The organism is Enterobacter sp. N5-15 (assembly GCF_057221635.1).
This window is the reverse complement of record NZ_CM170150.1, coordinates 1,725,292-1,746,941: the sequence shown is the minus strand read 5'-3', so window position 1 is coordinate 1,746,941 and position 21,650 is coordinate 1,725,292. Positions and strand designations below refer to the sequence as shown.

Sequence of the window (21,650 nt, the reverse complement as noted above, 5' to 3'; positions counted from 1 at the left end):
AATAAAGGAGAAGAACATGTCTACACCTGCGAATTTTAACGGCACTCGTCCGGTTATTGATGTGAACGATGCGGTGATGTTGCTTATCGATCACCAGAGCGGCCTGTTCCAGACCGTTGGAGATATGCCAATGCCTGAACTGCGTGCCCGTGCGGCTGCGCTGGCAAAAATCGCGACCCTGGCGAAGATCCCGGTGATCACCACCGCGTCCGTCCCACAGGGACCGAACGGACCGCTTATCCCGGAGATCCACGCCAACGCGCCGCATGCGCAATATGTTGCCCGTAAAGGTGAGATCAACGCCTGGGATAACCCGGAGTTCGTGGCCGCGGTGAAAGCGACCGGACGCAAGACGTTGATTATCGCGGGCACGATCACCAGCGTCTGCATGGCCTTCCCGTCAATCAGCGCGGTGGCGGACGGGTATAAAGTGTTTGCGGTGATTGATGCCTCCGGCACCTACAGCAAGATGGCGCAGGAGATCACCCTGGCGCGCGTGGTGCAGGCCGGTGTGGTTCCGATGGATACGGCAGCGGTGGCCTCTGAGATCCAGCGAACCTGGAACCGTGAGGACGCGGCCGAGTGGGCTGAGGTTTACACCCACATCTTCCCGGCATATCAGCTGTTGATCGAAAGCTACGGCAAAGCACAGGAAGTGGTTAAAAACAGCGAAGTGCTCGATTCACAGCGTTAATAACCCGTGCTTCGGCAAGAGCTGATTAAGGCTTAACCGAACGAGCACGAATACAGAAAATCTGCTTGACCGTTTTAGCGCAACTCCCTATAGTAGCGCCCCGTTGCCCCCCAAGCGGTCAGGCAGCAAAACAATATGGTGAGGTGTCCGAGTGGCTGAAGGAGCACGCCTGGAAAGTGTGTATACGGCAACGTATCGGGGGTTCGAATCCCCCCCTCACCGCCATATTTAAAGAAGAGCTCGCATGAAAATGCGGGCTTTTTTTTTGCATGTTGCACACCTCTGGGGGGATGAGAATCCCCGACCGGGGTTCGACAACTGGCGACAGCCAGTTGGACAGACTGAGAGCGAAGCGAACAGGCTGCCCGCACAAAAACGCCGGGAGCGTTTTTGAACAACGCCTGCGTTGGCCCCAAAGGGGCGAGGCCCATGGATGGGCCGAGTAACCGCGAGCGAAGCGAGTCAATCCCCCCCGGTGCTATATGCAACTCAATGCGGCCCGAGCCCCTCACCCTAACCCTCTCCCCAAGGGAGAGGGAATAAAATGCACAAAAAACAAAGCCCGGTTTCCCGGGCCTTGAACACAACAGCAAACTCAATAATACGCTTGCAGCGTGCGCTGGCAGAGCGCGGAGCGCACGCAGTCATCTTTGGTGAAGCGTACCACCCCAATCATCTCATCTTCCTCAAAACGTGACATGGCGTCGCTCAGCCCGGATTTCACGCCGGATGGCAGGTCACACTGGGTAATATCGCCGTTAACGATAACCGTCACGTTCTCCCCGAGGCGCGTTAAAAACATCTTCATTTGCGCAGCGGTCACGTTCTGAGCCTCGTCAAGAATGACGACCGCATTTTCAAATGTACGTCCGCGCATATAGGCGAACGGCGCGATTTCCACCTTGCCAATCTCTGGTCGCAGGCAGTACTGCATGAAGGATGCACCCAGTCGCTTCACCAGCACGTCATAGACGGGCCTGAAGTACGGGGCAAACTTCTCCGAAATATCTCCGGGCAAGAAGCCGAGATCTTCATCAGCCTGCAGTACCGGACGGGTAACAATAATTCTCTCCACGTCCTTATGGATCAATGCTTCCGCCGCTTTGGCTGCACTAATCCAGGTTTTCCCGCATCCGGCTTCACCGGTTGCAAAGATGAGCTGTTTACTCTCGATAGCATTCAGGTAGTGCGCCTGAGCCTCATTGCGCGCCACAATTGGAGAATTATCACGGCTGTCTCGGGCCATGCCAATTGCTTCTACGCCACTCATCTGCACAAGCGAGGTGACCGATTCTTCTTCACGCTGTTTATGGCTACGTGAATCCCGTCTCAGCACACGTTTTGCTTCGCGACGAGCTTTGATCACTGCTTTTTGTCTTCCCATGGATAGCACCTTGAGTTGTTGGTATTCATCACACGCGCCAGCTTCGGCACGATTATGCGCACGAACATCAGAGGGTTGGCTTCCTTGTAAGCCATTGCTTGCTTTATCGGATGACGATACGGAACAGCTACGCGCACCGTTCTGCACGTCGGTCGAATCAGATTCTTGAGGAAGGGGGAGAATTTAGTGGTGAGGAAATCGCTGCCGGAGTCTGAGCCTCCGCGCCGGGTGCTGCGGTTGTTATGTTTACCTTGTCCAGTACAGGACGCAACCATTCGCGATCTCCATAGTGATTCAGCATCACTGCCGGGAACTACCGCTGTCTTATCTTAAGTACATCAGGAGTTATCATAAATGCAACATTTATTTTACCTGAATGCAACTTTTAAGACTGTCCCTACAGGTGGAATCAGTCTCATATAGAAATATTACAGAAATATAACAGGAAGATAGTCATATGAAAAAATAATGTCCCCGCGAACTGTCGCAGGGACGATTATCAGGCCTCAATAAGACCTTGTGCGAGGTACGCGTTGCTGTCGCGCACGCCCGGCAGGGCAAAGAAATAGCCGCCCCCGATAGGTTTTATATACTCTTCCAGCGCTTCGCCGTTGAGCCGCTTCTGTACGGTCAGGAAGCCTTTTTCCAGATCGTGCTGATAGCAGACAAACAGCAGCCCCATATCGAGCTGGCCGGAGTTGGTCACGCCCAGCGAATAGCTGTAGCCCCGACGCATCATCAGGCTGGACTGCGTCTCTTTGGTGCGCGGATTGGCCAGACGAATGTGGCTGTCCAGCGCGATGGTATCGCCATTGGGATCGCTGGCGTAGTCAGGCACGTCGTGCTCGTTCTTCATGCCGAGCGGTGCCCCGCTTTGCTTATCCCGACCAAAGATCGTCTGCTGCTCTTTCAGCGGCGTGCGGTCCCAGAACTCCACGTGGAACTGGATAATGCGCACCGCCTGATAGCTGCCGCCCACCGCCCACGCCGGTTCGCCCTGATCTGCCGTCACCCATACCACGTCTTTCATCAACGCCGCATCGCTGCTGTCCGGGTTGGCCGTACCGTCCTTAAAGCCCAGCAGGTTAACCGGGGTCTCTTTGCCTTTGCTTCGGGCGGCGTGGTCCGAGATAAACCCTTCCCGCTTCCAGCGCACGCTCAGCAGATCCGGCGTGTGCTTGATAATATCGCGCAGGGCGTGGATCACCGTGTCCTGGGTATTGGCACAAATTTGCAGAAGCAGGTCGCCGTGGCACAGCGCCGCGTCGAGGGAGTCATTCGGGAAACGCGTCATTTTCTGCAGCGCTTTCGGCTTCTGTTTTGCCAGCCCGTAGCGCGCGTCAAACAACGACTCACCGAGCGAAACGGTAATGGTCAGGTTATCCGGGGCGATAAACGGCCCCAGAATGCCGGAGTCCATTGGCGGCAGGCGCGGGTTCGGCGTATCGGGCGCCGGTCCGCCCGCGGTAAGAAACGCGATGCGTGTCGTCAGCAGGCGGAACAGACGCGCCAAATCGGCTTTATCGCTGGCCAGCGAATCAAAGGCCACCAGCATCATGGACGCCTGCTGCGGCGTCAGGATGCCCGACTGATGCTCGCCATAAAACGGCTGCGTCTCCATGCGGGCATTGGGTGACAGCGTGCCGGGCGCGCTTTGCGGTTTCGCCGCATGCGCTACCGGACAGCCCCCGGCCAGCGCAAGGGCGCCCCCCAGCGCCCCTACCCCTTTTAACAACCGACGACGTGAAGGCTCAACCACGTCGTTCTCGCTATGCTTATTCATCGTGCTTAGTCCAGACCCAGTACGCCACGCAGCAGAGAGAGATCTTCCGCCAGGGCGGTAATCGGGCCTTTCAGCGCGTTACGGTCGGCATCGGTCAGCTTGTCGTAGGTTTCAAACCCGTCTTTGGTACGGTACTTCGCCAGAATGGCGTCGACTTTTTTGAAGTTGGCATCCACTTTGGCCAGCAGTTCGCCGTTATCTTTCTGCAGCTGAGGTCGCAGCAGCTCGACAATTTTCTGCGCGCCGTCGACGTTGGCCTGGAAGTCCCACAGATCGGTATGGCTGTAGCGATCCTCTTCGCCGCTGATTTTACTCGCGGCGACTTCTTCAATCAGACCGGCCGCGCCGCCCACCACTTTTGACGGCGGGAAGGCCAGCTCGCTGATGCGCTTTTGCAGCTCCAGCACGTCGCCGTTCAGCTGCTCGGCGTATTTCTCCATCCCTTTGGTGGAGTTGTCGCCAAACAGGGCTTTCTCCAGACGGTGGAAACCGGTGAATTTCGGATCGGCAGCTTTCTGCTCGAAATCGTCTTCGCGGGCATCAATGCTGCCATCCAGGTCAGAGAACAGCTCGGCAATCGGCTCGATACGCTCGTAGTGCTGACGGGTTGGCGCATAGAGGGATTTCGCTTTTTCGATGTCACCGGCTTTCACCGCATCGGTAAAGGCTTTGGTTGCCGTCGCCAGGTCCGCCGTCTCTTTCGTCACATAGGCTTTATACGCGGCGATCGCGTCACCCAGGCTCAGCACCGCAGCGCCTTTCGCCGCATCGGCCGTCGCTTCACCTTTGACGATCAGCTTCCCTTTAGGGTTGGTCAGCAGGCCGCAGGTCATCTCATACTCGCCCGGCTGCAGGTTGGCGGTCATCTTCTGGCTGAAGCCAGGGGCGATATTTTCACGCTCCTCCACCACCAGAACCCCTTTCAGGATCTCCCACTCCAGCGCCTTCTGGCTGTGGTTCTGAATAATGAACTGGGTTTTGCCGCTGTTCACCGTGAGGGTCATCGGCTCGCACTGCTTATCGTTGACGGTGACTTTAACCTGAGGAACATCCGCGCCCCAGGCGGAGAATGCGGAAGCGAACAGCGCGGCAATGCCTGCGCATAACGCACTACGACGGAACTGAATTGCCATGACTCTTCCCTTTGAAAGTATGTTGTAACTAAAACAAAAATTATGGCGTAACGCGCGACGCCTGCGAGCCGGTACGCGGCGGCATTGCGAACAGCACCAGCGCCGGAACCAGATAAATAAAGTACATCGCCACTTCGCTGACGCTCGGCGCTTCCTGATAGCCGAAGATGCCTTCAAGCAGAGTGCCGGTCAGAGAATGGGTGGAGAGCACGTTGCTGAGATCGAACGCCACATCCTGGAAATGGTTCCACAGGCCCGCCTCGTGGAAGGCGCGTATCGCCCCTGCCGCCAGCCCTGCCGCCACCAGCAGAATAAACAGGCTGGTCCATTTGAAGAACGCGCCCAGGTTCAGGCGAATACCGCCCCAGTAGAGCAGGAAACCGAGCACCACGGCCGTGGCAAGACCCAGCACGGCCCCCAGCGGTGGCCAGATCCCCACGTCCTGCTGAAACGCCGCCAGCAGGAAGAAAACAGACTCCAGGCCTTCACGCGCGACGGCGAAAAAGACCATCATAATGAGCGCCCAGCCGTGGTTGTTGCCCTTTTGCAGGGCGTTATCCACCGCCTGTTCCAGCTGCACCTTCACGTTGCGGGAGACTTTACGCATCCAGAACACCATCCAGGTAAGGATCACCACCGCAATCACGGCGACGATCCCTTCGAACAGCTCCTGCTCTTTCTGCGGGAACTCCCCGGTGGTTTCGTTGATGAGGATACCGAGGCCCAGACAGAGCGCCGCGGCAAGGAATACCCCGACCCACATGACGCCAATCCAGCGTCCGCGCTGGGTTCGCTTCAGATAACTGGCGATGAGGCTCACGATGAGGGCAGCTTCGAGCCCTTCACGTAACATAATGAGAAATGGAACAAACATGCCGACACCTTAAATGTTTATCGCGGTCAACTGATGCAAAGAAAGGTAAATTCTTGTGATAGTGATTATCATTACGGCGAAAAGAAACACAAGCGAAATGTGCGGTGTTTTGATGACGAGTTGTAAACGCAAAGCCTGTTAATAGTTGCCGACGTTACCGTTAAGTTTATAAGTTATAATAAAATTGCCCATTTACGGTTAACCAGCGCTGTGGCTAAATATCCTCCTCAAAAACCAACTGAAAATAAACCATGTTTAAGATTGTCCATTTCCTGCTGGCGCTGGTGATTATTCTTGCGCTCGCCTGGCTGGTGAGTTTCGACCGCCGAAAAATTCGCATTCGTTATGTTTTACAGCTTATTGTCATTGAAATTGCCCTGGCGTTCTTTTTCCTGCACGCTGAAAGCGGGTTATTCCTGATTAAATACGTCTCGGGATTTTTTGAATCACTGCTTAAATTTGCCGGTGAAGGCACCAATTTCGTCTTTGGCGGAATGGGGGAAAAAGGGCTGGCGTTCATTTTCCTCGGCGTGCTTTGCCCAATTATTTTTATTTCCGCGCTGATTGGTATTCTTCAGCACTGGCGGATCCTGCCGATTTTTATTCGGGTAATCGGTACGCTGCTGTCAAAACTGAACGGTATGGGCAAGCTGGAATCCTTTAACGCGGTGAGCTCGCTGATCCTCGGCCAGTCGGAAAACTTCATTGCCTACAAGGGCGTGCTGGGCGATCTCTCTTCTCGTCGTCTCTTCACCATGGCGGCCACGGCCATGTCGACGGTCTCCCTGTCGATTGTCGGCGCCTATATGACCATGCTCGACGCCAAATTTGTCGTCGCGGCGCTGATTCTGAACATGTTCAGCACCTTTATTATTCTCTCGGTCATCAACCCGGCGCGCCCGGAAGCGGAGCCGGATATCAAGCTGGAAAAACTGCACGAATCGCAGAGCTTCTTCGAAATGCTCGGCGAGTATATTCTGGCCGGTTTTAAAGTGGCGATGATTATTCTGGCCATGCTGATTGGCTTTATCGCCCTTATTAGCGCCGTTAACGCCCTCTTCTCCAGCGTATTTGGCATGAGCTTCCAGCAGATTTTGGGCTATGTGTTTTATCCGCTGGCATGGCTTATCGGTATTCCGCTGAGTGACGCCCTGAACGCGGGCAGTATTATGGCGACCAAGCTGGTGGCGAATGAATTTGTGGCGATGATTGAGCTGCAAAAAATCGCGCATCAGATGTCCCCGCGCGGGCTGGGCATTTTGTCCGTCTTCCTGGTATCCTTCGCGAACTTCGCCTCCATCGGCATTGTGGCCGGGGCGATTAAGGGCCTGAACGAGCAGCAGGGGAACGTGGTATCGCGGTTTGGTCTGCGTCTGGTGTACGGCGCGACGCTGGTGAGCCTGCTGTCGGCGAGCTTTGCGGGGTTGGTGTTGTAAGTTTTGTGCCGTTTGTGCCCGGCGGCGCTTCGCTTGCACGGGCCTACGATACAATAACGGCGGGTTATCCCGCCGTTTTTATTAAAACTGCACGCACACCGGCTGGTCGACGCGCATCACCGACTCCTGCGCGAAGCGTGATTTATAAATCCCGCGCAACGCTTCGATGTTCTTCTCGCTCTGCGCATCTTTACCGTGGATCAGCATCAACGCTTTGCTCGGCTCACGCGCCACTTTCCCGTCGTTCCCCAGCCACTGCCCGCGCGCATCAAATACCGTTAAGCCATCGCGAAAGCGCGGCGTCACGTCCTGGTCAACAAACTGCTGCCACTCGTTGCCGGTGATCTGCGCCCCGGCAGGTCGATTTAAGCCGAAATAGAGCGTGGTTTGCTGCATCTGGTTATCCGCTTTGCAGGTCTCTACCGCTGCGTGTTGCGATGGCGCGTTGCAGCCAGCCAGCATCAATAATGCCGCCGCCATTAACCCTGTTTTGATTGTCATGCTTCGCTATCCTCATTGTTATAAGCACATGGATATCACAGGAAAATACGGATTTTGGCAAGAAAAAAGCCGGGTAGCGCTAGCGCTTACCCGGCCTACGGTGTTACGTGGGAAAATTATTCCGGCTGCAGCTTAGACGGCGGCGCGGAGTGGTAATGCGCGTCGGCTTCAGCAAAGCGTTTCTGCATAGAAGCAGACGGCGCTTTACCCAGCAGGCTGAACACCACGATGCCGATGCTGCCGAAGAGGAAGCCTGGAATGATTTCGTACAGGCCCAGCCACGCGAACTGTTTCCAGACGATAACGGTCAGCGCACCGATAATCATTCCCGCCAGCGCGCCGTTACGGGTCATACGTGACCACATGACGGAGAACAGCACCACCGGACCAAACGCCGCACCAAAGCCCGCCCACGCGTAGCTCACCAGGCCCAGCACGCGGTTTTCCGGGTTGGCCGCCAGCGCGATGGCAATCAGCGCCACCACCAGCACCATAAAGCGCCCTACCCACACCAGCTCTTTCTGGCTCGCGTTTTTACGCAGGAAAGCTTTGTAGAGGTCTTCGGTGATCGCACTTGAGCAGACCAGCAGCTGGCAGCTCAGGGTCGACATCACCGCCGCCAGGATCGCGGAGAGCAGAATACCGGCAATCCACGGGTTAAACAGAATTTGCGCCAGCTCGATGAACACGCGCTCGGCGTTCTGGTTCACCGCGCCCGCCTGCGCCGGGTTGTTGTTGAAGTACGCGATACCGAAGAAGCCGACCGCACACGCCCCCGCCAGGCACAGGATCATCCACGTCATGCTGATGCGACGGGCGTGAACGATGGTGTGGTGAGAATCCGCCGCCATAAAGCGCGCCAGGATATGCGGCTGACCGAAGCAGTAGCCCAGGCCCCAGCCCATCAGCGACACGATGGCCACGAAGTTCAGCCCTTTCAGCATGTCGACGTTTTCAATGCTTTTCTGCTTGATCACTTCCAGCGAATCGGCAAAGCCGCCAACGGTGAAAATCACAATCACCGGGGTCAGGATCAGGGCGAAGATCATCAGGCTCGCCTGCACGGTGTCGGTCCAGCTCACGGCCAGGAAGCCGCCCACGAAGGTATAGAGGATGGTCGCCGCTGCACCGGCCCACAGGGCGGTTTCGTAGCTCATGCCGAAGGTGCTTTCGAACAGACGCGCGCCGGCCACAATGCCGGAGGCACAGTAGATGGTGAAGAACAGCAGAATAACCACCGCGGAGATAATGCGCAGGATGCGGCTGTTGTCTTCAAAGCGTCCGGTGAAGTAGTCCGGCAGCGTCAGGGCGTTGTTGTTAGCCTCGGTATGCACGCGCAGACGGCCTGCCACCAGCTTCCAGTTGATCCACGCGCCGACGGTCAGGCCGATGGCGATCCAGCTTTCCGAAATACCGGAGATGAAAATCGCGCCCGGCAGCCCCATCAGCAGCCAGCCGCTCATGTCGGATGCGCCCGCAGAGAGTGCGGTCACCATCGGGCCTAAACTGCGTCCGCCCAGAATGTAGTCGTCAAAGTTCTTCGTTGACCGCCACGCCAAAAACCCTATCAGGATCATGCCAAAAATATAAACGAGAAATGTCACCAGCATCGGTGTGCTAATAGCCATTCAAATTCTCCAAAAATGTCGAGCGACAGCCGTCCGGGCTGCCTTGTTATATGATCACCGGAACGAGGTGAATGTATCTTGTGTTTCGGTTGGGCGCGCTATCCTGCCGTATGCGCCTTCCGCTGACAAACGATTTAACACTGCATTTACATCAATTTCATCCCCGGTTTGATACAAGTTTCCTGTAGGTTGCACTCGCTCACGCTTTTGCGGGTTGCACCTTTGAAAAGTGTTAACTTCCGCATAAAAACAGGCTTCACGTAAAGCAGCCAGCACGTTTTTCCAGCTAACCATTCATTAACAATCCATTCATTTTCCGGGTTGCAAACCAGGTCACATTTAACACGGTTGCACAAAGTTGCAACATGGGGGATATTTCACGCTATCTACAGAACGCTATTACAGAACAACAGGAGCTTTGGCATGGGTATGACCACCATGGGGGTTAAGCTGGATGACGCCACCCGCGAACGGATTAAGACCGCGGCAACCCGCATTGACCGCACGCCGCACTGGTTAATTAAGCAGGCGATTTTTAACTATCTCGAAAGACTCGAGAGCGATGAGGGCCTGCCGGAGCTGCCTGCCCTGCTGGCCGGCGCGGCGAACGAAAGCGAGGAGGCGCCCGCCGCTGGCGACGAGAACCATCAGCCGTTCCTTGAGTTTGCCGAGCAGATCCTGCCGCAGTCAGTCAGCCGTGCCGCCATTACCGGCGCCTACCGCCGTGCCGAAACCGACGCCGTGCCGATGCTGCTGGAGCAGGCTCGCCTGCCGGAAGCCATTGCCGCACAGGCGCATAGCCTGGCGTATCAGTTAGCCGACAAGCTGCGCAACCAGAAAACCGCCACCGGCCGCGCCGGGATGGTTCAGGGTCTGCTGCAGGAGTTTTCCCTCTCGTCTCAGGAAGGCGTGGCGCTAATGTGCCTCGCGGAAGCGCTGCTGCGTATTCCGGATAAAGCCACCCGCGACGCGCTGATCCGCGACAAGATCAGCAACGGCAACTGGCATTCCCACATTGGCCGCAGCCCGTCGCTGTTCGTCAACGCGGCCACCTGGGGCCTGCTGTTTACCGGCAAACTGGTTTCCACCCATAACGAAGCCAACCTCTCCCGCTCCCTGAACCGCATCATCGGTAAGAGCGGCGAGCCGCTGATCCGCAAGGGCGTGGACATGGCGATGCGCCTGATGGGCGAGCAGTTCGTTACCGGGGAAACCATTGCCGAGGCGCTGGCGAACGCCCGCAAGCTGGAAGATAAAGGTTTCCGCTACTCGTACGACATGCTGGGCGAAGCGGCCCTGACCGCCGCCGACGCGCAGGCCTACATGGTCTCTTACCAGCAGGCGATCCACGCCATCGGTAAAGCGTCCAACGGTCGCGGTATTTATGAAGGCCCGGGCATCTCCATCAAGCTCTCCGCCCTGCACCCGCGCTACAGCCGCGCGCAGTACGACCGGGTGATGGAAGAGCTCTACCCGCGCCTGAAGTCCCTGACCCTGCTGGCGCGCCAGTATGACATCGGCATCAACATTGACGCCGAAGAGGCCGACCGTCTGGAGATCTCCCTCGATCTGCTGGAAAAACTGTGCTTCGAGCCGGAGCTGGCAGGCTGGAACGGCATCGGTTTCGTTATCCAGGCCTACCAGAAGCGCTGCCCGTTCGTCATTGATTACCTGATTGACCTGGCCAGCCGCAGCCGTCGTCGCCTGATGATCCGTCTGGTGAAAGGCGCCTACTGGGACAGCGAAATCAAACGCGCCCAGATGGACGGGCTGCTGGAAGGCTATCCGGTGTACACCCGCAAGGTTTACACCGACGTCTCTTACCTCGCCTGTGCGAAAAAGCTGCTCGGCGTGCCGAACCTGATCTATCCGCAGTTCGCGACCCACAACGCCCACACCCTGGCGGCAATCTACAGCCTGGCCGGGCAGAACTACTACCCTGGCCAGTACGAGTTCCAGTGCCTGCACGGCATGGGTGAACCGCTGTACGAGCAGGTCACCGGTAAAGTGGCGGACGGCAAGCTGAACCGCCCGTGCCGTATCTATGCTCCGGTGGGCACCCACGAAACCCTGCTGGCGTACCTGGTGCGTCGTCTGCTGGAAAACGGCGCGAATACCTCCTTCGTTAACCGCATCGCCGACACCACCCTGCCGCTCGACGAGCTGGTGGCCGACCCGGTGCAGGCCGTTGAGAAGATGGCGGCGCAGGAAGGCCAGATTGGCCTGCCGCATCCGAAGATTGCCCTGCCGCGCGAGCTGTACGGCAAAGGCCGCGTCAACTCGGCGGGTCTGGATCTCGCTAACGAACACCGTCTGGCATCGCTCTCCTCTGCCCTGCTCAACAGCGCGCTGCAGAAGTGGCAGGCTAAACCAATTCTGGAGCAGTCCGCAGCTGACGGCGACATGCAGCCGGTCATTAACCCGGCAGAGCCAAAAGATATCGTCGGCTACGTGCGTGAAGCCACCGAAGCGGAAGTGGACCAGGCGCTGGACAGCGCGGTGAATAACGCCCCTATCTGGTTCGCCACGCCGCCGCAGGAGCGCGCCGCGATTCTGGAACGCGCAGCGGTGCTGATGGAAGATCAGATGCAACAGCTCATCGGCATTCTGGTGCGCGAAGCGGGTAAAACCTTCAGCAACGCCATTGCCGAAGTGCGCGAGGCCGTCGATTTCCTGCACTACTACGCGGGCCAGGTGCGCAATGATTTCGATAACGAAACCCACCGTCCGCTCGGTCCGGTCGTCTGTATCAGCCCGTGGAACTTCCCGCTGGCGATCTTCACCGGCCAGATTGCCGCCGCCCTGGCCGCAGGCAACAGCGTGCTGGCAAAACCGGCAGAGCAGACCCCGCTGATTGCCGCGCAGGGCATCAACATTCTTCTGGAAGCGGGCGTGCCTGCTGGCGTGGTTCAGCTGCTGCCGGGCCGCGGTGAAACCGTCGGCGCCAAACTGACTTCCGACAACCGCGTGCGCGGCGTGATGTTTACCGGTTCGACCGAAGTGGCGTCTCTGCTGCAGCGCAACATTGCCACCCGTCTGGATGCGCAGGGTCGTCCTACGCCGCTCATTGCGGAAACCGGCGGGATGAACGCCATGATCGTTGATTCCTCCGCGCTCACCGAGCAGGTGGTGGTCGACGTGCTGGCCTCCGCGTTCGACAGCGCCGGTCAGCGCTGCTCCGCCCTGCGCGTGCTGTGCCTGCAGGACGACGTGGCGGACCACACCCTGAAGATGCTGCGCGGCGCGATGGCCGAATGCCGCATGGGCAACCCGGGCCGTCTCACCACCGACATCGGGCCGGTGATCGACGCGGAAGCCAAAGCCAACATCGAAAACCACATTCAGACCATGCGCGCGAAAGGCCGTCCGGTATTCCAGGCGGTGCGTGAAAACAGCGAAGATACCCGCGAATGGCGGACCGGCACCTTTGTGCCGCCAACGCTGATTGAGCTGGCAAGCTTCGACGAGCTGAAAAAAGAGGTCTTCGGCCCGGTGCTTCACGTGGTGCGCTACAACCGTAACAACCTGAACGAGCTCGTTGAGCAGATCAACGCCTCCGGTTATGGACTGACGCTCGGCGTGCATACCCGTATCGACGAGACTATCGCGCAGGTGACCGGCAGCGCCAAAGTGGGCAACCTGTACGTCAACCGCAACATGGTCGGCGCGGTCGTGGGCGTACAGCCGTTTGGCGGCGAAGGCCTCTCCGGCACCGGTCCGAAAGCGGGCGGTCCGCTTTACCTGTACCGTCTGCTGGCGAATCGTCCGGAGAACGCCCTGGGCGTCACCCTGGCACGCCAGGATGCGGACTATCCGGTGGATGCGCAGCTGAAAGCCGTGCTGACGCAGCCGCTGGAGGCGCTGATCGCGTGGGCGGAAAAACGTCCTGAACTGCGTGCCGTTGCCCGGCAGTACGGCGAGCTGGCCCAGGCGGGCACGCAGCGTCTGCTGCCGGGGCCAACCGGCGAGCGCAACACCTGGACGCTGATGCCGCGCGAGCGCGTGCTGTGCGTGGCCGATAACGAGCAGGACGCGCTGGTGCAGCTGGCCGCCGCCATGGCAACCGGGTGTGAAGTGCTGTGGCCGGAAGATGCGCTGCATCGCGATCTCGCCAAACAGCTGCCGAAAGCGGTCTCGTCCCGCATTCACTTCGCGAAGGCCGATGCGCTGCTGACGCAGCCGTTTGATGCCGTAATTTACCACGGTGATTCCGACCAGCTGCGCGAACTGTGCGAGCAGGTCGCAGCCCGCAGCGGAGCGATTGTGTCGGTACAGGGCTTCGCCCGCGGTGAAACCAACCTGCTGCTGGAGCGTCTGTACGTGGAGCACTCGCTCAGCGTCAACACGGCGGCGGCAGGCGGTAACGCCAGCCTGATGACCATCGGTTAATCGTGTAAACTCTCCCCGGTGACGCTACGCTTACCGGGGCTACAAAATCACCCCAGGCCGGATAAGCGCAGCGCATCCGGCTTTTTTACACGGAGGGAATGATGAAAAGAGTATTTCTCGCAGGCGCAGCGCTGCTGCTGAGCGCCAGCGCGCTGGCCGACGAGTGCGACAAAGCGACCACCCAGCTTGAGCTGAATACCTGTAGCGCGCAGCAGTACCAGGCTGCCGATAAAAAACTCAACCAGACCTATCAGGCCGCCATCAAACGCGCGGCGGCCCCCCAGCGCGACCTGCTGAAAAAAGCGCAGCAGGCGTGGATTACCCTGCGCGACGCGGACTGCGCGTTTATCGGTTCGGGGACGGAAGGCGAGCGTCCAGCCAATGATTGTTAACCAGTGCCTGGCGGAAAAAACCGTGGAGCGCGAAGCGTTTCTGGCCTCGCTGATGCAGTGTGAAGAGGGCGACTTAAGCTGCCCTCTCCCGCCGGGAAACTAGCGCAGGCGGATCCCTTCGATAATCATCCGCTGCACGTTTTCCAGCGTGCTGTGGAAAAACGCCTCGTCCTGGAGCGTTTTACCGGTCACCGCTTCAACCTGGGCCGCAAAGTCAGCGTAATGCTGGGTGGAGGCCCAAATCATAAAGATCAGGTGATGCGGGTCGACCGGGGCCAGCTTTCCGCTGGCGACCCATCCGGCAATAATGGCCGACTTATCGTCCACCAGCTGTTTTAAATCTCCGGTGAGTTCCGCCTGCAACAGCGGCGCGCCCTGCAGCATCTCAAGACAAAACAGCCTTGATGCCTGCGGATAATCGCGCGACACCTCCAGCTTCAGGCGAATGTACTCTTTGATCGCCACCAGCGGGGCCAGTTCTTCGCGGAACGCCTTGAGGGGCGCCAGCCAGATATCGAGGATCTGCTGCATCACCGCGATATAGAGCGCCTCTTTCGACGGGTAGTAGTAGAGCAGATTGGTTTTGGATACCCCGGACTGCTCCGCCACCTGCTCCAGGCGCGTGCCGTGAATACCAAACTGCGAAAAGGTCTCCAGCGCCGCGCTGAGGATCGCCTGTTTCTTAGCGCTCACCGCCTGCGAACGTTTACCTGGTGTTTTCACTGCGCCTTGTGCCATTCCCGCTCTCCTTATTCTGCGTTGCCCTCAGCATAGCAAAACCCCCGTCTCGCCACGACATCCTGCACTCCGATCGCGCATGAATGCCTGTTTTCTGTGCAATGTTTTTGACCATTTAGTCCACATTTAGCCACATCAATCCACCAACTTCTGGTTAACACATTAATAACACTGCCATTTTCAAAACTGGCACTGCCTTTGCAAAAACACCGTTACACCTGCGACGTAATGAAGAGAGGTTCGTGATGAAAATTGGCGTATTTGTACCCATCGGCAACAACGGCTGGCTTATCTCGACCACTGCACCGCAATACATGCCGACCTTTGAGCTGAATAAAGCCATTGTGCAGAAAGCGGAGCACTACCATTTCGACTTTGCGCTTTCGATGATCAAGCTGCGCGGCTTTGGCGGCAAAACCGAATTCTGGGATCACAACCTGGAGTCCTTTACCCTGATGGCCGGGCTGGCCGCGGTCACCTCGCGTATTCAGATTTACGCCACCGCCGCCACCCTCACCCTGCCCCCGGCGATCGTGGCGCGCATGGCCTCCACCATCGACTCCATCTCCGGCGGGCGCTTTGGCGTTAACCTGGTCACCGGCTGGCAAAAACCCGAGTACGAGCAGATGGGGCTCTGGCCGGGTGACGACTACTTCTCGCGTCGCTACGACTACCTGACCGAATACGTGCAGGTGCTGCGCGATCTGTGGGGTACCGGCAAAAGCGATTTCAAGGGCGATTTCTTCACCATGAACGACTGCCGCGTCAGCCCGCAGCCGTCGGTGCCGATGAAGGTGATTTGCGCCGGGCAGAGCGATGCGGGAATGGAATTCTCGGCGAAATATGCCGACTTTAACTTCTGCTTCGGCAAAGGCGTGAACACGCCTGCCGCCTTCGCCCCGACCGCCGCGCGGATGAAAGAGGCCGCCGACAGGACCGGACGCGACGTGGGCTCCTACGTGCTGTTCATGGTGATTGCCGACGAAACCGACGACGCCGCGCGCGCCAAATGGGAGCGCTATAAGGACGGTGCCGACGAGGAGGCCCTGAGCTGGCTCACCGAGCAGAGCCAGAAGGATACCCGCTCCGGGGCGGACACCAACGTTCGCCAGATGGCTGACCCGACCTCTGCGGTCAATATCAACATGGGCACCCTGGTCGGCTCTTATGCCAGCGTCGCCAGAATGCTTGACGAAGTGGCGGCCGTCCCCGGCGCAGAAGGCGTCCTGCTGACCTTCGATGATTTCCTCACCGGCGTGGAAACCTTCGGCGAGCGCATCCAGCCGCTGATGCAGTGCCGCGCCCACATCCCTGCCGTCACGAAGGAGGTGGCGTAATGACCACTCTTAACGCACGCCCGGAAGCCATTACCTTTGCGCCGCAGCAAAGCGCGCTGATCGTGGTGGACATGCAAAACGCCTACGCCAGCCAGGGCGGCTATCTGGATCTGGCGGGGTTCGACGTCTCCACCACCCAGCCGGTGATTGCGAACATCAAAACCGCCGTCGCCGCCGCGCGCGCTGCGGGAATGCTCATCATCTGGTTCCAGAACGGCTGGGATGACCAGTACGTCGAGGCCGGCGGCCCCGGCTCGCCCAATTTCCACAAGTCGAACGCCCTGAAAACTATGCGTAAGCGGCCCGAACTGCAGGGCAAGCTGCTGGCGAAAGGCGGCTGGGACTATCAGCTGGTGGATGAGCTGGTACCGCAGGCGGGCGACATCGTCCTGCCCAAACCTCGCTACAGCGGCTTTTTCAACACGCCGCTCGACAGCCTGCTGCGCAGCCGGGGTATTCGCCACCTGGTATTCACCGGGATCGCCACCAACGTCTGCGTGGAGTCGACCCTGCGCGACGGCTTTTTCCTCGAGTACTTTGGCGTGGTGCTGGAAGACGCGACCCATCAGGCCGGGCCGGAATTCGCCCAGAAGGCGGCCCTGTTCAATATCGAAACCTTTTTTGGCTGGGTCAGTAACGTTGCAGATTTCTGCGACGCCCTGAATCCCCCGCTCGCCCGTATCGCCTGAGGAGACACCTGATGCCAAAATCCGTGATTATTCCGCCGGGCACCAGCACGCCCATCGCCCCGTTTGTTCCCGGCACCCTCGCCGACGGCGTGGTGTATGTCTCCGGCACGCTGCCGTTTGATAAAGACAACAACGTGGTGTTTATCAACGACCCAAAGGCGCAAACCCGCCACGTGCTGGAGACGATCAAAACCGTGATCGAAACGGCGGGTGGCACGATGGAGGATGTGACCTTCAACAGCATCTTTATCACCGACTGGAAAAACTACGCCGCGATTAACGAAATTTACGCCGAGTTCTTCCCCGGCGATAAACCGGCGCGGTTCTGCATTCAGTGCGGGCTGGTGAAGCCAGAGGCGCTGGTTGAAATCGCCACCGTTGCGCACATTGCGAAGTGAGGCAGGTATGAAACTCTCCGTCTCGCCGCCCCCGTATGAGGGTGCGCCCGTGGTGGTCTTTATTTCCGGTCTCGGCGGCAGCGGCAGCTACTGGCTGCCCCAGTTGGCCGCGCTGGAGCCGGAGTATCAGGTTGTGTGCTATGACCAGCGGGGAACGGGCAATAACCCTGACACCCTGCCGGAAGGGTACAGCCTTGCGCAGATGGCGGACGAACTGGCCCAGGCGCTGGCTGATGCCGGGATTGCCCGCTACAGCGTCGTGGGTCACGCGCTGGGGGCGCAGGTCGGCCTGCAGCTGGCCCTCGACAGGCCCGACACCCTCACCGCGCTGGTGTGCGTCAACGGCTGGTTGACCCTCAACGCCCACACCCGCCGCTGCTTTCAGATCCGCGAGCGCCTGCTGCATTACGGCGGCGCGCAGGCGTGGGTCGAGGCGCAGCCTCTGTTTCTCTACCCGGCGGACTGGATGGCTGCCCGCGCCCCTCGTCTGGAGGCAGAAGAAGCGCTGGCGCTGGCCCATTTCCAGGGCAAATCCAACCTGCTGCACAGGCTCAACGCCCTGAAAAAGGCCGACTTCAGCCGCCATGCCGCGCGCATACGCTGTCCGGTACAGATTATCTGTTCCGCCGACGACATGCTGGTGCCCTCCGTCTGCTCGTCGGAACTGCAGGCCGCGATCCCGCACAGCCGCAGCGCGGTGATGCGCCAGGGCGGGCATGCCTGCAACGTCACCGAGCCGGATACCTTTAACACCCTGCTGCTGAACGGGCTTGCCAGCCTGCTGCACAGCCCGGAACCCGCTTTATAAGGAGCTTTAATGAGCGAAGCCATTACCCCCGCCGCGCTGGAAACGCTTTTCACCGGCGCCCGCACCCATAACGGCTGGCAGGATATGCCCGTCAGCGACGAAACGCTGCGCGAAATCTACAGCCTGATGAAATGGGGTCCAACGTCCGCCAACTGCTCCCCGGCGCGGATTGTGTTTGTGCGAAGCGCAGAGGGGAAAGAGAAGCTGCGCCCGGCGCTCTCCAGCGGCAACCTCGAGAAAACGCTCACCGCCCCGGTCACGGCCATTGTCGCCTGGGACGGTGAGTTCTACGAGCGCCTGCCCGAGCTGTTCCCGCACGGCGATGCAAAGAGCTGGTTTACTACCAGCCCCGCGCATGCGGAAGAGACCGCCTTTCGCAACAGCTCAATGCAGGCCGCCTACCTGATTTTCGCCTGTCGCGCCCTGGGGCTGGACACCGGCCCGATGTCGGGCTTTGACCGCCAAAAGGTCGACGAGGCCTTTTTCACCGGCACCACGCTTAAAAGCAATCTGCTGATCAACATTGGCTACGGCGATACCAGCAAACTTTACGGGCGCCTGCCGCGTCTGGACTTCGACGATGCCTGCGGGCTGGCGTAAGGAGCGATTATGACGACACCGGATAAACAAACCTTCCGCGACGCCATGGCCTGCGTTGGCGCGGCGGTCAATATCATCACCACCGACGGCCCTGCGGGGCTGGCAGGCTTCACCGCCAGCGCGGTGTGCAGCGTCACGGATTCACCGCCCACCCTGCTGGTGTGCCTGAACCGCGGCGCGTCCGTATGGCCAACGTTTAGCGAAAACCGAACCCTTTGCGTGAATACCCTGAGCGCCGGACAGGAGCCTTTATCTAACCTGTTTGGCGGGAAAACGCCGATGGAGGAACGCTTTGCCGCCGCCCGCTGGCAGACGGGCGACACGGGCTGCCCGCGCCTGGAGGATGCGCTGGCCTCGTTTGACTGCCGCATCAGCCAGGTGGTGAGCGTCGGCACCCATGACATTCTGTTTTGCGACATTGTTTCGATTATCCGCCACCCCGTGCCGCAAGGGCTGGTGTGGTTTGACCGCGGCTACCACGCGCTTATGCGCCCCGCCTGTTAACCCGCTCTAAGGAGACAGACCATGTTCGGATTTCCCCACTGGCAGTTGAAATCGACCTCCACAGACGCAGGCGTGGTCGCGCCGGATGAACGTCTCCCGCTCGGGCAGACGATGGTGATGGGCGTTCAGCACGCGGTCGCCATGTTTGGCGCCACGGTGCTGATGCCAATGCTGATGGGACTCGATCCCAACCTCTCCATTCTGATGTCGGGGATCGGCACGCTGCTGTTCTTTTTCGTCACCGGCGGGCGCGTGCCCAGCTATCTCGGATCCAGCGCCGCCTTTGTCGGAGTGGTCATCGCCACCACCGGGTTTAACGGCCAGGGGATCAACCCCAACCTGAGCGTGGCCCTCGGCGGCATCATCGCCTGCGGTCTGGTGTACACCCTGATTGGTCTGGTGGTGATGAAAATCGGCACGCGCTGGATAGAGCGAATGATGCCCCCGGTCGTGACGGGCGCCGTGGTGATGGCGATTGGCCTGAACCTCGCCCCGATTGCGGTCAGGAGCGTCTCCGCCTCGCCGTTTGAAAGCTGGATGGCAGTGATCACCGTGCTGTGCATCGGCCTGGTGGCGGTGTTCACGCGGGGCATGATCCAGCGGCTGCTGATCCTGGTCGGGCTGATTGTCGCCTGTCTGGTCTACGCCCTGCTGGCCAACGTTTTCGGTCTGGGCAAGCCGGTTGATTTTACCCTGCTGCATCAGGCCGCCTGGTTCGGCCTGCCGAAGGTCACCTCGCCCACCTTTAACGCTCAGGCGATGATGCTTATCGCACCGGTGGCGGTGATCCTGGTGGCGGAAAACCTGGGCCACCTGAAGGCGGTGGCGGGGATGACCGGGCGCAGCATGGATCCGTACATGGGCCGCGCGTTCGTCGGTGACGGGCTGGCGACCATGCTTTCCGGCTCCGTGGGCGGCAGCGGCGTCACCACCTATGCCGAAAATATTGGCGTGATGGCGGTGACCAAGGTCTACTCGACGCTGGTCTTCGTGGCGGCGGCGGTGATGGCGATGCTGCTCGGCTTCTCGCCGAAGTTCGGCGCGCTGATCCACACCATTCCGTCACCGGTCATCGGTGGGGCATCGATTGTGGTGTTTGGGCTGATCGCCGTGGCCGGGGCGCGCATCTGGGTGCAGCATCGGGTCGATCTCAGCCAGAACGGCAACCTGATTATGGTGGCGGTCACGCTGGTGCTGGGCGCGGGCGATTTTGCCCTGACGCTGGGCGGGTTTACGATTGGCGGGATTGGCACGGCGACCTTCGGCGCGATCCTGCTTAACGCCCTGCTGAGCAGCCGAATGGCCGCCGCGCCGCAGGGCGCCGTCGTGCATCAGGATTCCTGATTTAACGCCGCGCTGTCATTTTCTGGCAGCGTGTTTTTCTTCCGTTTGAGCTTTAACTCGCTCACCAGCACCCCGGCAACAATAAATGCCGCGCCCACCAGGGCCAGCAGCGGCAGACGCTCCCCGGCCAGTCGCCCGAAAATGCCCGCCCAGACCGGTTCACCGGTATAAATCACCGTCGCGCGGGTTGGCGATACGCTGCGCTGCGCCCAGTTCATGGTGACCTGAATAATGGCGCTGAAGATACCCAGCCCCAGTGCGACCACCACCAGACCGGTGGACATCGGCGGTACGGACTCGCCTGCCGGCACCATCGTCGCAAACGCCACCAGCGACGCGGTGGCAAGCTGCACCACCGTCACCCGCTTGACGTCGACCTTGCCCGCCCAGGCGCTAATCAGAATAATTTCCGCCGCAATGGCAATCGCCCCAATCAGGGTGATGATTTCGCCCGGCCCCAGCGCCAGCAGGTTATTTTCCGGCCCGGCCAGCAGGATCAGGCCGATAAACGCCAGCACGATGCCAATGCAGGACATCAGGCCCGGAATTCTGCCGAGACAGAGCCACTGCAATAGCGGCACCAGCGGTACGTACATCGCAGTGATAAACGCGGATTTGCTGCTGGAAATGGTCTGCAATCCCCACGTCTGCAGGCTGTAGCCCATCGCAATAGCTACGCCAATCGCTACCCCAGCCTTCAGCTCTTTGAGCGTTAACCCGCGCAGGGTTTTCAGGGAGATGAGCGCTACGGCAAGCGCCGCCGTCGCGAAGCGCAGGCCAACAAAAAAGAACGGATCGCTGAGGGTCACCGCGTACTGAACGGCCAGGAACGTCCCGCCCCAGAACATGGTGATGAGAATGAGGATGGCTTCCTGCGGTTTAACGGAGAATTTGAAGCGTGAGACAGACATGCGGCACTCGCGGTTAAGATCAATTCCCTAGTGTGCGTTGCCTTTGGTTACAGTTCAATGTTGCAGAAATAAAAAAACCGCCGGGAGATCCCGGCGGCAGGGTTCAA

At 59.2% G+C, this 21,650-nt stretch carries 19 protein-coding genes, 1 tRNA gene and 1 pseudogene; 12 read left to right on the top strand and 9 right to left on the bottom strand.

The window, feature by feature from the left end:
• Nucleotides 1–16 precede the first annotated feature (16 nt).
• Both AC2TE5_RS08185 and AC2TE5_RS08180 read left to right on the top strand, forming a co-directional pair.
• The gene (locus tag AC2TE5_RS08185; protein ID WP_032638688.1) at nt 17–694 is read left to right on the top strand and encodes an isochorismatase family protein; all 678 of its coding nucleotides are present in this window, start codon (nt 17–19) and stop codon (nt 692–694) included.
• A 137-nt stretch (nt 695–831) separates the two neighbouring features.
• Nucleotides 832–919, top strand: a tRNA-Ser gene (locus AC2TE5_RS08180).
• Between the two features lie 370 nt (nt 920–1,289).
• Here AC2TE5_RS08180 and phoH read toward each other — a convergent pair.
• From phoH to efeU, 4 genes are all read right to left on the bottom strand, one after another.
• The gene (gene phoH / locus AC2TE5_RS08175) at nt 1,290–2,078 is read right to left on the bottom strand and encodes a phosphate starvation-inducible protein PhoH (RefSeq protein ID WP_008503509.1); all 789 of its coding nucleotides are present in this window, start codon (nt 2,076–2,078) and stop codon (nt 1,290–1,292) included.
• Between the two features lie 499 nt (nt 2,079–2,577).
• The gene (gene efeB, locus AC2TE5_RS08170) at nt 2,578–3,861 is read right to left on the bottom strand and encodes an iron uptake transporter deferrochelatase/peroxidase subunit (protein WP_331412669.1); all 1,284 of its coding nucleotides are present in this window, start codon (nt 3,859–3,861) and stop codon (nt 2,578–2,580) included.
• A gap of 5 nt (nt 3,862–3,866) precedes the next feature.
• A complete protein-coding gene (efeO, locus tag AC2TE5_RS08165; protein WP_484613003.1) occupies nt 3,867–4,994 on the bottom strand; it encodes an iron uptake system protein EfeO in 1,128 nt (375 codons plus the stop codon).
• A 40-nt stretch (nt 4,995–5,034) separates the two neighbouring features.
• Nucleotides 5,035–5,868, bottom strand: a complete 834-nt coding sequence (gene efeU / locus AC2TE5_RS08160) for an iron uptake transporter permease EfeU (protein ID WP_484613002.1) — start codon at nt 5,866–5,868, stop codon at nt 5,035–5,037.
• A gap of 251 nt (nt 5,869–6,119) precedes the next feature.
• Between efeU and AC2TE5_RS08155 the strand changes: the two genes are divergently transcribed.
• A complete protein-coding gene (locus AC2TE5_RS08155) occupies nt 6,120–7,304 on the top strand; it encodes a NupC/NupG family nucleoside CNT transporter (RefSeq protein WP_045354577.1) in 1,185 nt (394 codons plus the stop codon).
• An 81-nt stretch (nt 7,305–7,385) separates the two neighbouring features.
• On the opposite strand, the gene AC2TE5_RS08150 is transcribed toward AC2TE5_RS08155, so the two are convergent.
• From AC2TE5_RS08150 to AC2TE5_RS08140, 3 genes are all read right to left on the bottom strand, one after another.
• Nucleotides 7,386–7,805 carry a DUF3574 domain-containing protein gene (locus AC2TE5_RS08150; protein WP_032658073.1) on the bottom strand — a complete coding sequence of 140 codons (420 nt, stop codon included), beginning with the start codon at nt 7,803–7,805 and terminating at the stop codon, nt 7,386–7,388.
• Nucleotides 7,806–7,921: 116 nt separating this feature from the next.
• Nucleotides 7,922–9,433 carry a sodium/proline symporter PutP gene (gene putP / locus AC2TE5_RS08145; RefSeq protein WP_484613001.1) on the bottom strand — a complete coding sequence of 504 codons (1,512 nt, stop codon included), beginning with the start codon at nt 9,431–9,433 and terminating at the stop codon, nt 7,922–7,924.
• Nucleotides 9,434–9,487: 54 nt separating this feature from the next.
• The gene (locus AC2TE5_RS08140; RefSeq protein WP_484613000.1) at nt 9,488–9,727 is read right to left on the bottom strand and encodes a hypothetical protein; all 240 of its coding nucleotides are present in this window, start codon (nt 9,725–9,727) and stop codon (nt 9,488–9,490) included.
• A gap of 129 nt (nt 9,728–9,856) precedes the next feature.
• Between AC2TE5_RS08140 and putA the strand changes: the two genes are divergently transcribed.
• Nucleotides 9,857–13,822 carry a trifunctional transcriptional regulator/proline dehydrogenase/L-glutamate gamma-semialdehyde dehydrogenase gene (putA, locus tag AC2TE5_RS08135; protein WP_484612999.1) on the top strand — a complete coding sequence of 1,322 codons (3,966 nt, stop codon included), beginning with the start codon at nt 9,857–9,859 and terminating at the stop codon, nt 13,820–13,822.
• Between the two features lie 101 nt (nt 13,823–13,923).
• Nucleotides 13,924–14,317 (top strand): annotated as a pseudogene (locus AC2TE5_RS08130) (lysozyme inhibitor LprI family protein).
• On the opposite strand, the gene rutR reads toward AC2TE5_RS08130, so the two are convergent.
• The gene (gene rutR, locus AC2TE5_RS08125; RefSeq protein WP_213328288.1) at nt 14,314–14,952 is read right to left on the bottom strand and encodes an HTH-type transcriptional regulator RutR; all 639 of its coding nucleotides are present in this window, start codon (nt 14,950–14,952) and stop codon (nt 14,314–14,316) included. The pseudogene AC2TE5_RS08130 and the gene rutR sit on opposite strands and share 4 nt — an antisense overlap.
• Before the next feature lie 245 nt (nt 14,953–15,197).
• Here rutR and rutA point away from each other — a divergent pair, with 245 nt between their 5' ends.
• The 7 genes from rutA to rutG are packed head-to-tail and all read left to right on the top strand — an operon-like array spanning nt 15,198 to nt 20,632.
• Nucleotides 15,198–16,289 (top strand): pyrimidine utilization protein A, encoded by a 1,092-nt coding sequence (gene rutA / locus AC2TE5_RS08120; protein ID WP_100167076.1) that lies wholly within the window; start codon nt 15,198–15,200, stop codon nt 16,287–16,289.
• Nucleotides 16,289–16,978: a pyrimidine utilization protein B gene (gene rutB / locus AC2TE5_RS08115; RefSeq protein WP_484612998.1), complete on the top strand. Its 690-nt coding sequence runs from the start codon at nt 16,289–16,291 to the stop codon at nt 16,976–16,978. The genes rutA and rutB overlap by 1 nt, the downstream gene beginning before the upstream one ends.
• Nucleotides 16,979–16,989: 11 nt before the next feature.
• Nucleotides 16,990–17,376 (top strand): pyrimidine utilization protein C, encoded by a 387-nt coding sequence (gene rutC / locus AC2TE5_RS08110; protein ID WP_010429508.1) that lies wholly within the window; start codon nt 16,990–16,992, stop codon nt 17,374–17,376.
• 7 nt (nt 17,377–17,383) lie between these two features.
• Nucleotides 17,384–18,184, top strand: a complete 801-nt coding sequence (rutD, locus tag AC2TE5_RS08105; protein ID WP_484612997.1) for a pyrimidine utilization protein D — start codon at nt 17,384–17,386, stop codon at nt 18,182–18,184.
• Nucleotides 18,185–18,193: 9 nt separating this feature from the next.
• Entirely contained in the window at nt 18,194–18,784 is a 591-nt protein-coding gene (locus AC2TE5_RS08100) for a malonic semialdehyde reductase (RefSeq protein ID WP_484612996.1), read from the top strand.
• 9 nt (nt 18,785–18,793) lie between these two features.
• On the top strand, nt 18,794–19,288 hold the full coding sequence (gene rutF, locus AC2TE5_RS08095; protein ID WP_213328292.1) for an NADH-dependent FMN reductase RutF: 495 nt from the start codon (nt 18,794–18,796) through the stop codon (nt 19,286–19,288).
• A 21-nt stretch (nt 19,289–19,309) separates the two neighbouring features.
• Nucleotides 19,310–20,632, top strand: coding sequence for a pyrimidine utilization transport protein G (rutG, locus tag AC2TE5_RS08090; protein ID WP_213328293.1), 1,323 nt, complete (start codon nt 19,310–19,312; stop codon nt 20,630–20,632).
• Here rutG and AC2TE5_RS08085 read toward each other — a convergent pair.
• A complete protein-coding gene (locus tag AC2TE5_RS08085; protein WP_484612995.1) occupies nt 20,620–21,543 on the bottom strand; it encodes a DMT family transporter in 924 nt (307 codons plus the stop codon). The genes rutG and AC2TE5_RS08085 overlap by 13 nt on opposite strands.
• Nucleotides 21,544–21,650: the final 107 nt, after the last annotated feature.

What these genes read in the sequence shown, in the direction of transcription:
- AC2TE5_RS08185 (WP_032638688.1), top strand. Translation starts at nt 17, where the DNA reads ATGTCTACACCTGCGAATTTTAACGGCACTCGTCCGGTTATTGATGTG.
- phoH (WP_008503509.1), bottom strand. Translation starts at nt 2,078, where the DNA reads ATGGGAAGACAAAAAGCAGTGATCAAAGCTCGTCGCGAAGCAAAACGT.
- efeB (WP_331412669.1), bottom strand. Translation starts at nt 3,861, where the DNA reads ATGAATAAGCATAGCGAGAACGACGTGGTTGAGCCTTCACGTCGTCGG.
- efeO (WP_484613003.1), bottom strand. Translation starts at nt 4,994, where the DNA reads ATGGCAATTCAGTTCCGTCGTAGTGCGTTATGCGCAGGCATTGCCGCG.
- efeU (WP_484613002.1), bottom strand. Translation starts at nt 5,868, where the DNA reads ATGTTTGTTCCATTTCTCATTATGTTACGTGAAGGGCTCGAAGCTGCC.
- AC2TE5_RS08155 (WP_045354577.1), top strand. Translation starts at nt 6,120, where the DNA reads ATGTTTAAGATTGTCCATTTCCTGCTGGCGCTGGTGATTATTCTTGCG.
- AC2TE5_RS08150 (WP_032658073.1), bottom strand. Translation starts at nt 7,805, where the DNA reads ATGACAATCAAAACAGGGTTAATGGCGGCGGCATTATTGATGCTGGCT.
- putP (WP_484613001.1), bottom strand. Translation starts at nt 9,433, where the DNA reads ATGGCTATTAGCACACCGATGCTGGTGACATTTCTCGTTTATATTTTT.
- AC2TE5_RS08140 (WP_484613000.1), bottom strand. Translation starts at nt 9,727, where the DNA reads ATGGTTAGCTGGAAAAACGTGCTGGCTGCTTTACGTGAAGCCTGTTTT.
- putA (WP_484612999.1), top strand. Translation starts at nt 9,857, where the DNA reads ATGGGTATGACCACCATGGGGGTTAAGCTGGATGACGCCACCCGCGAA.
- rutR (WP_213328288.1), bottom strand. Translation starts at nt 14,952, where the DNA reads ATGGCACAAGGCGCAGTGAAAACACCAGGTAAACGTTCGCAGGCGGTG.
- rutA (WP_100167076.1), top strand. Translation starts at nt 15,198, where the DNA reads ATGAAAATTGGCGTATTTGTACCCATCGGCAACAACGGCTGGCTTATC.
- rutB (WP_484612998.1), top strand. Translation starts at nt 16,289, where the DNA reads ATGACCACTCTTAACGCACGCCCGGAAGCCATTACCTTTGCGCCGCAG.
- rutC (WP_010429508.1), top strand. Translation starts at nt 16,990, where the DNA reads ATGCCAAAATCCGTGATTATTCCGCCGGGCACCAGCACGCCCATCGCC.
- rutD (WP_484612997.1), top strand. Translation starts at nt 17,384, where the DNA reads ATGAAACTCTCCGTCTCGCCGCCCCCGTATGAGGGTGCGCCCGTGGTG.
- AC2TE5_RS08100 (WP_484612996.1), top strand. Translation starts at nt 18,194, where the DNA reads ATGAGCGAAGCCATTACCCCCGCCGCGCTGGAAACGCTTTTCACCGGC.
- rutF (WP_213328292.1), top strand. Translation starts at nt 18,794, where the DNA reads ATGACGACACCGGATAAACAAACCTTCCGCGACGCCATGGCCTGCGTT.
- rutG (WP_213328293.1), top strand. Translation starts at nt 19,310, where the DNA reads ATGTTCGGATTTCCCCACTGGCAGTTGAAATCGACCTCCACAGACGCA.
- AC2TE5_RS08085 (WP_484612995.1), bottom strand. Translation starts at nt 21,543, where the DNA reads ATGTCTGTCTCACGCTTCAAATTCTCCGTTAAACCGCAGGAAGCCATC.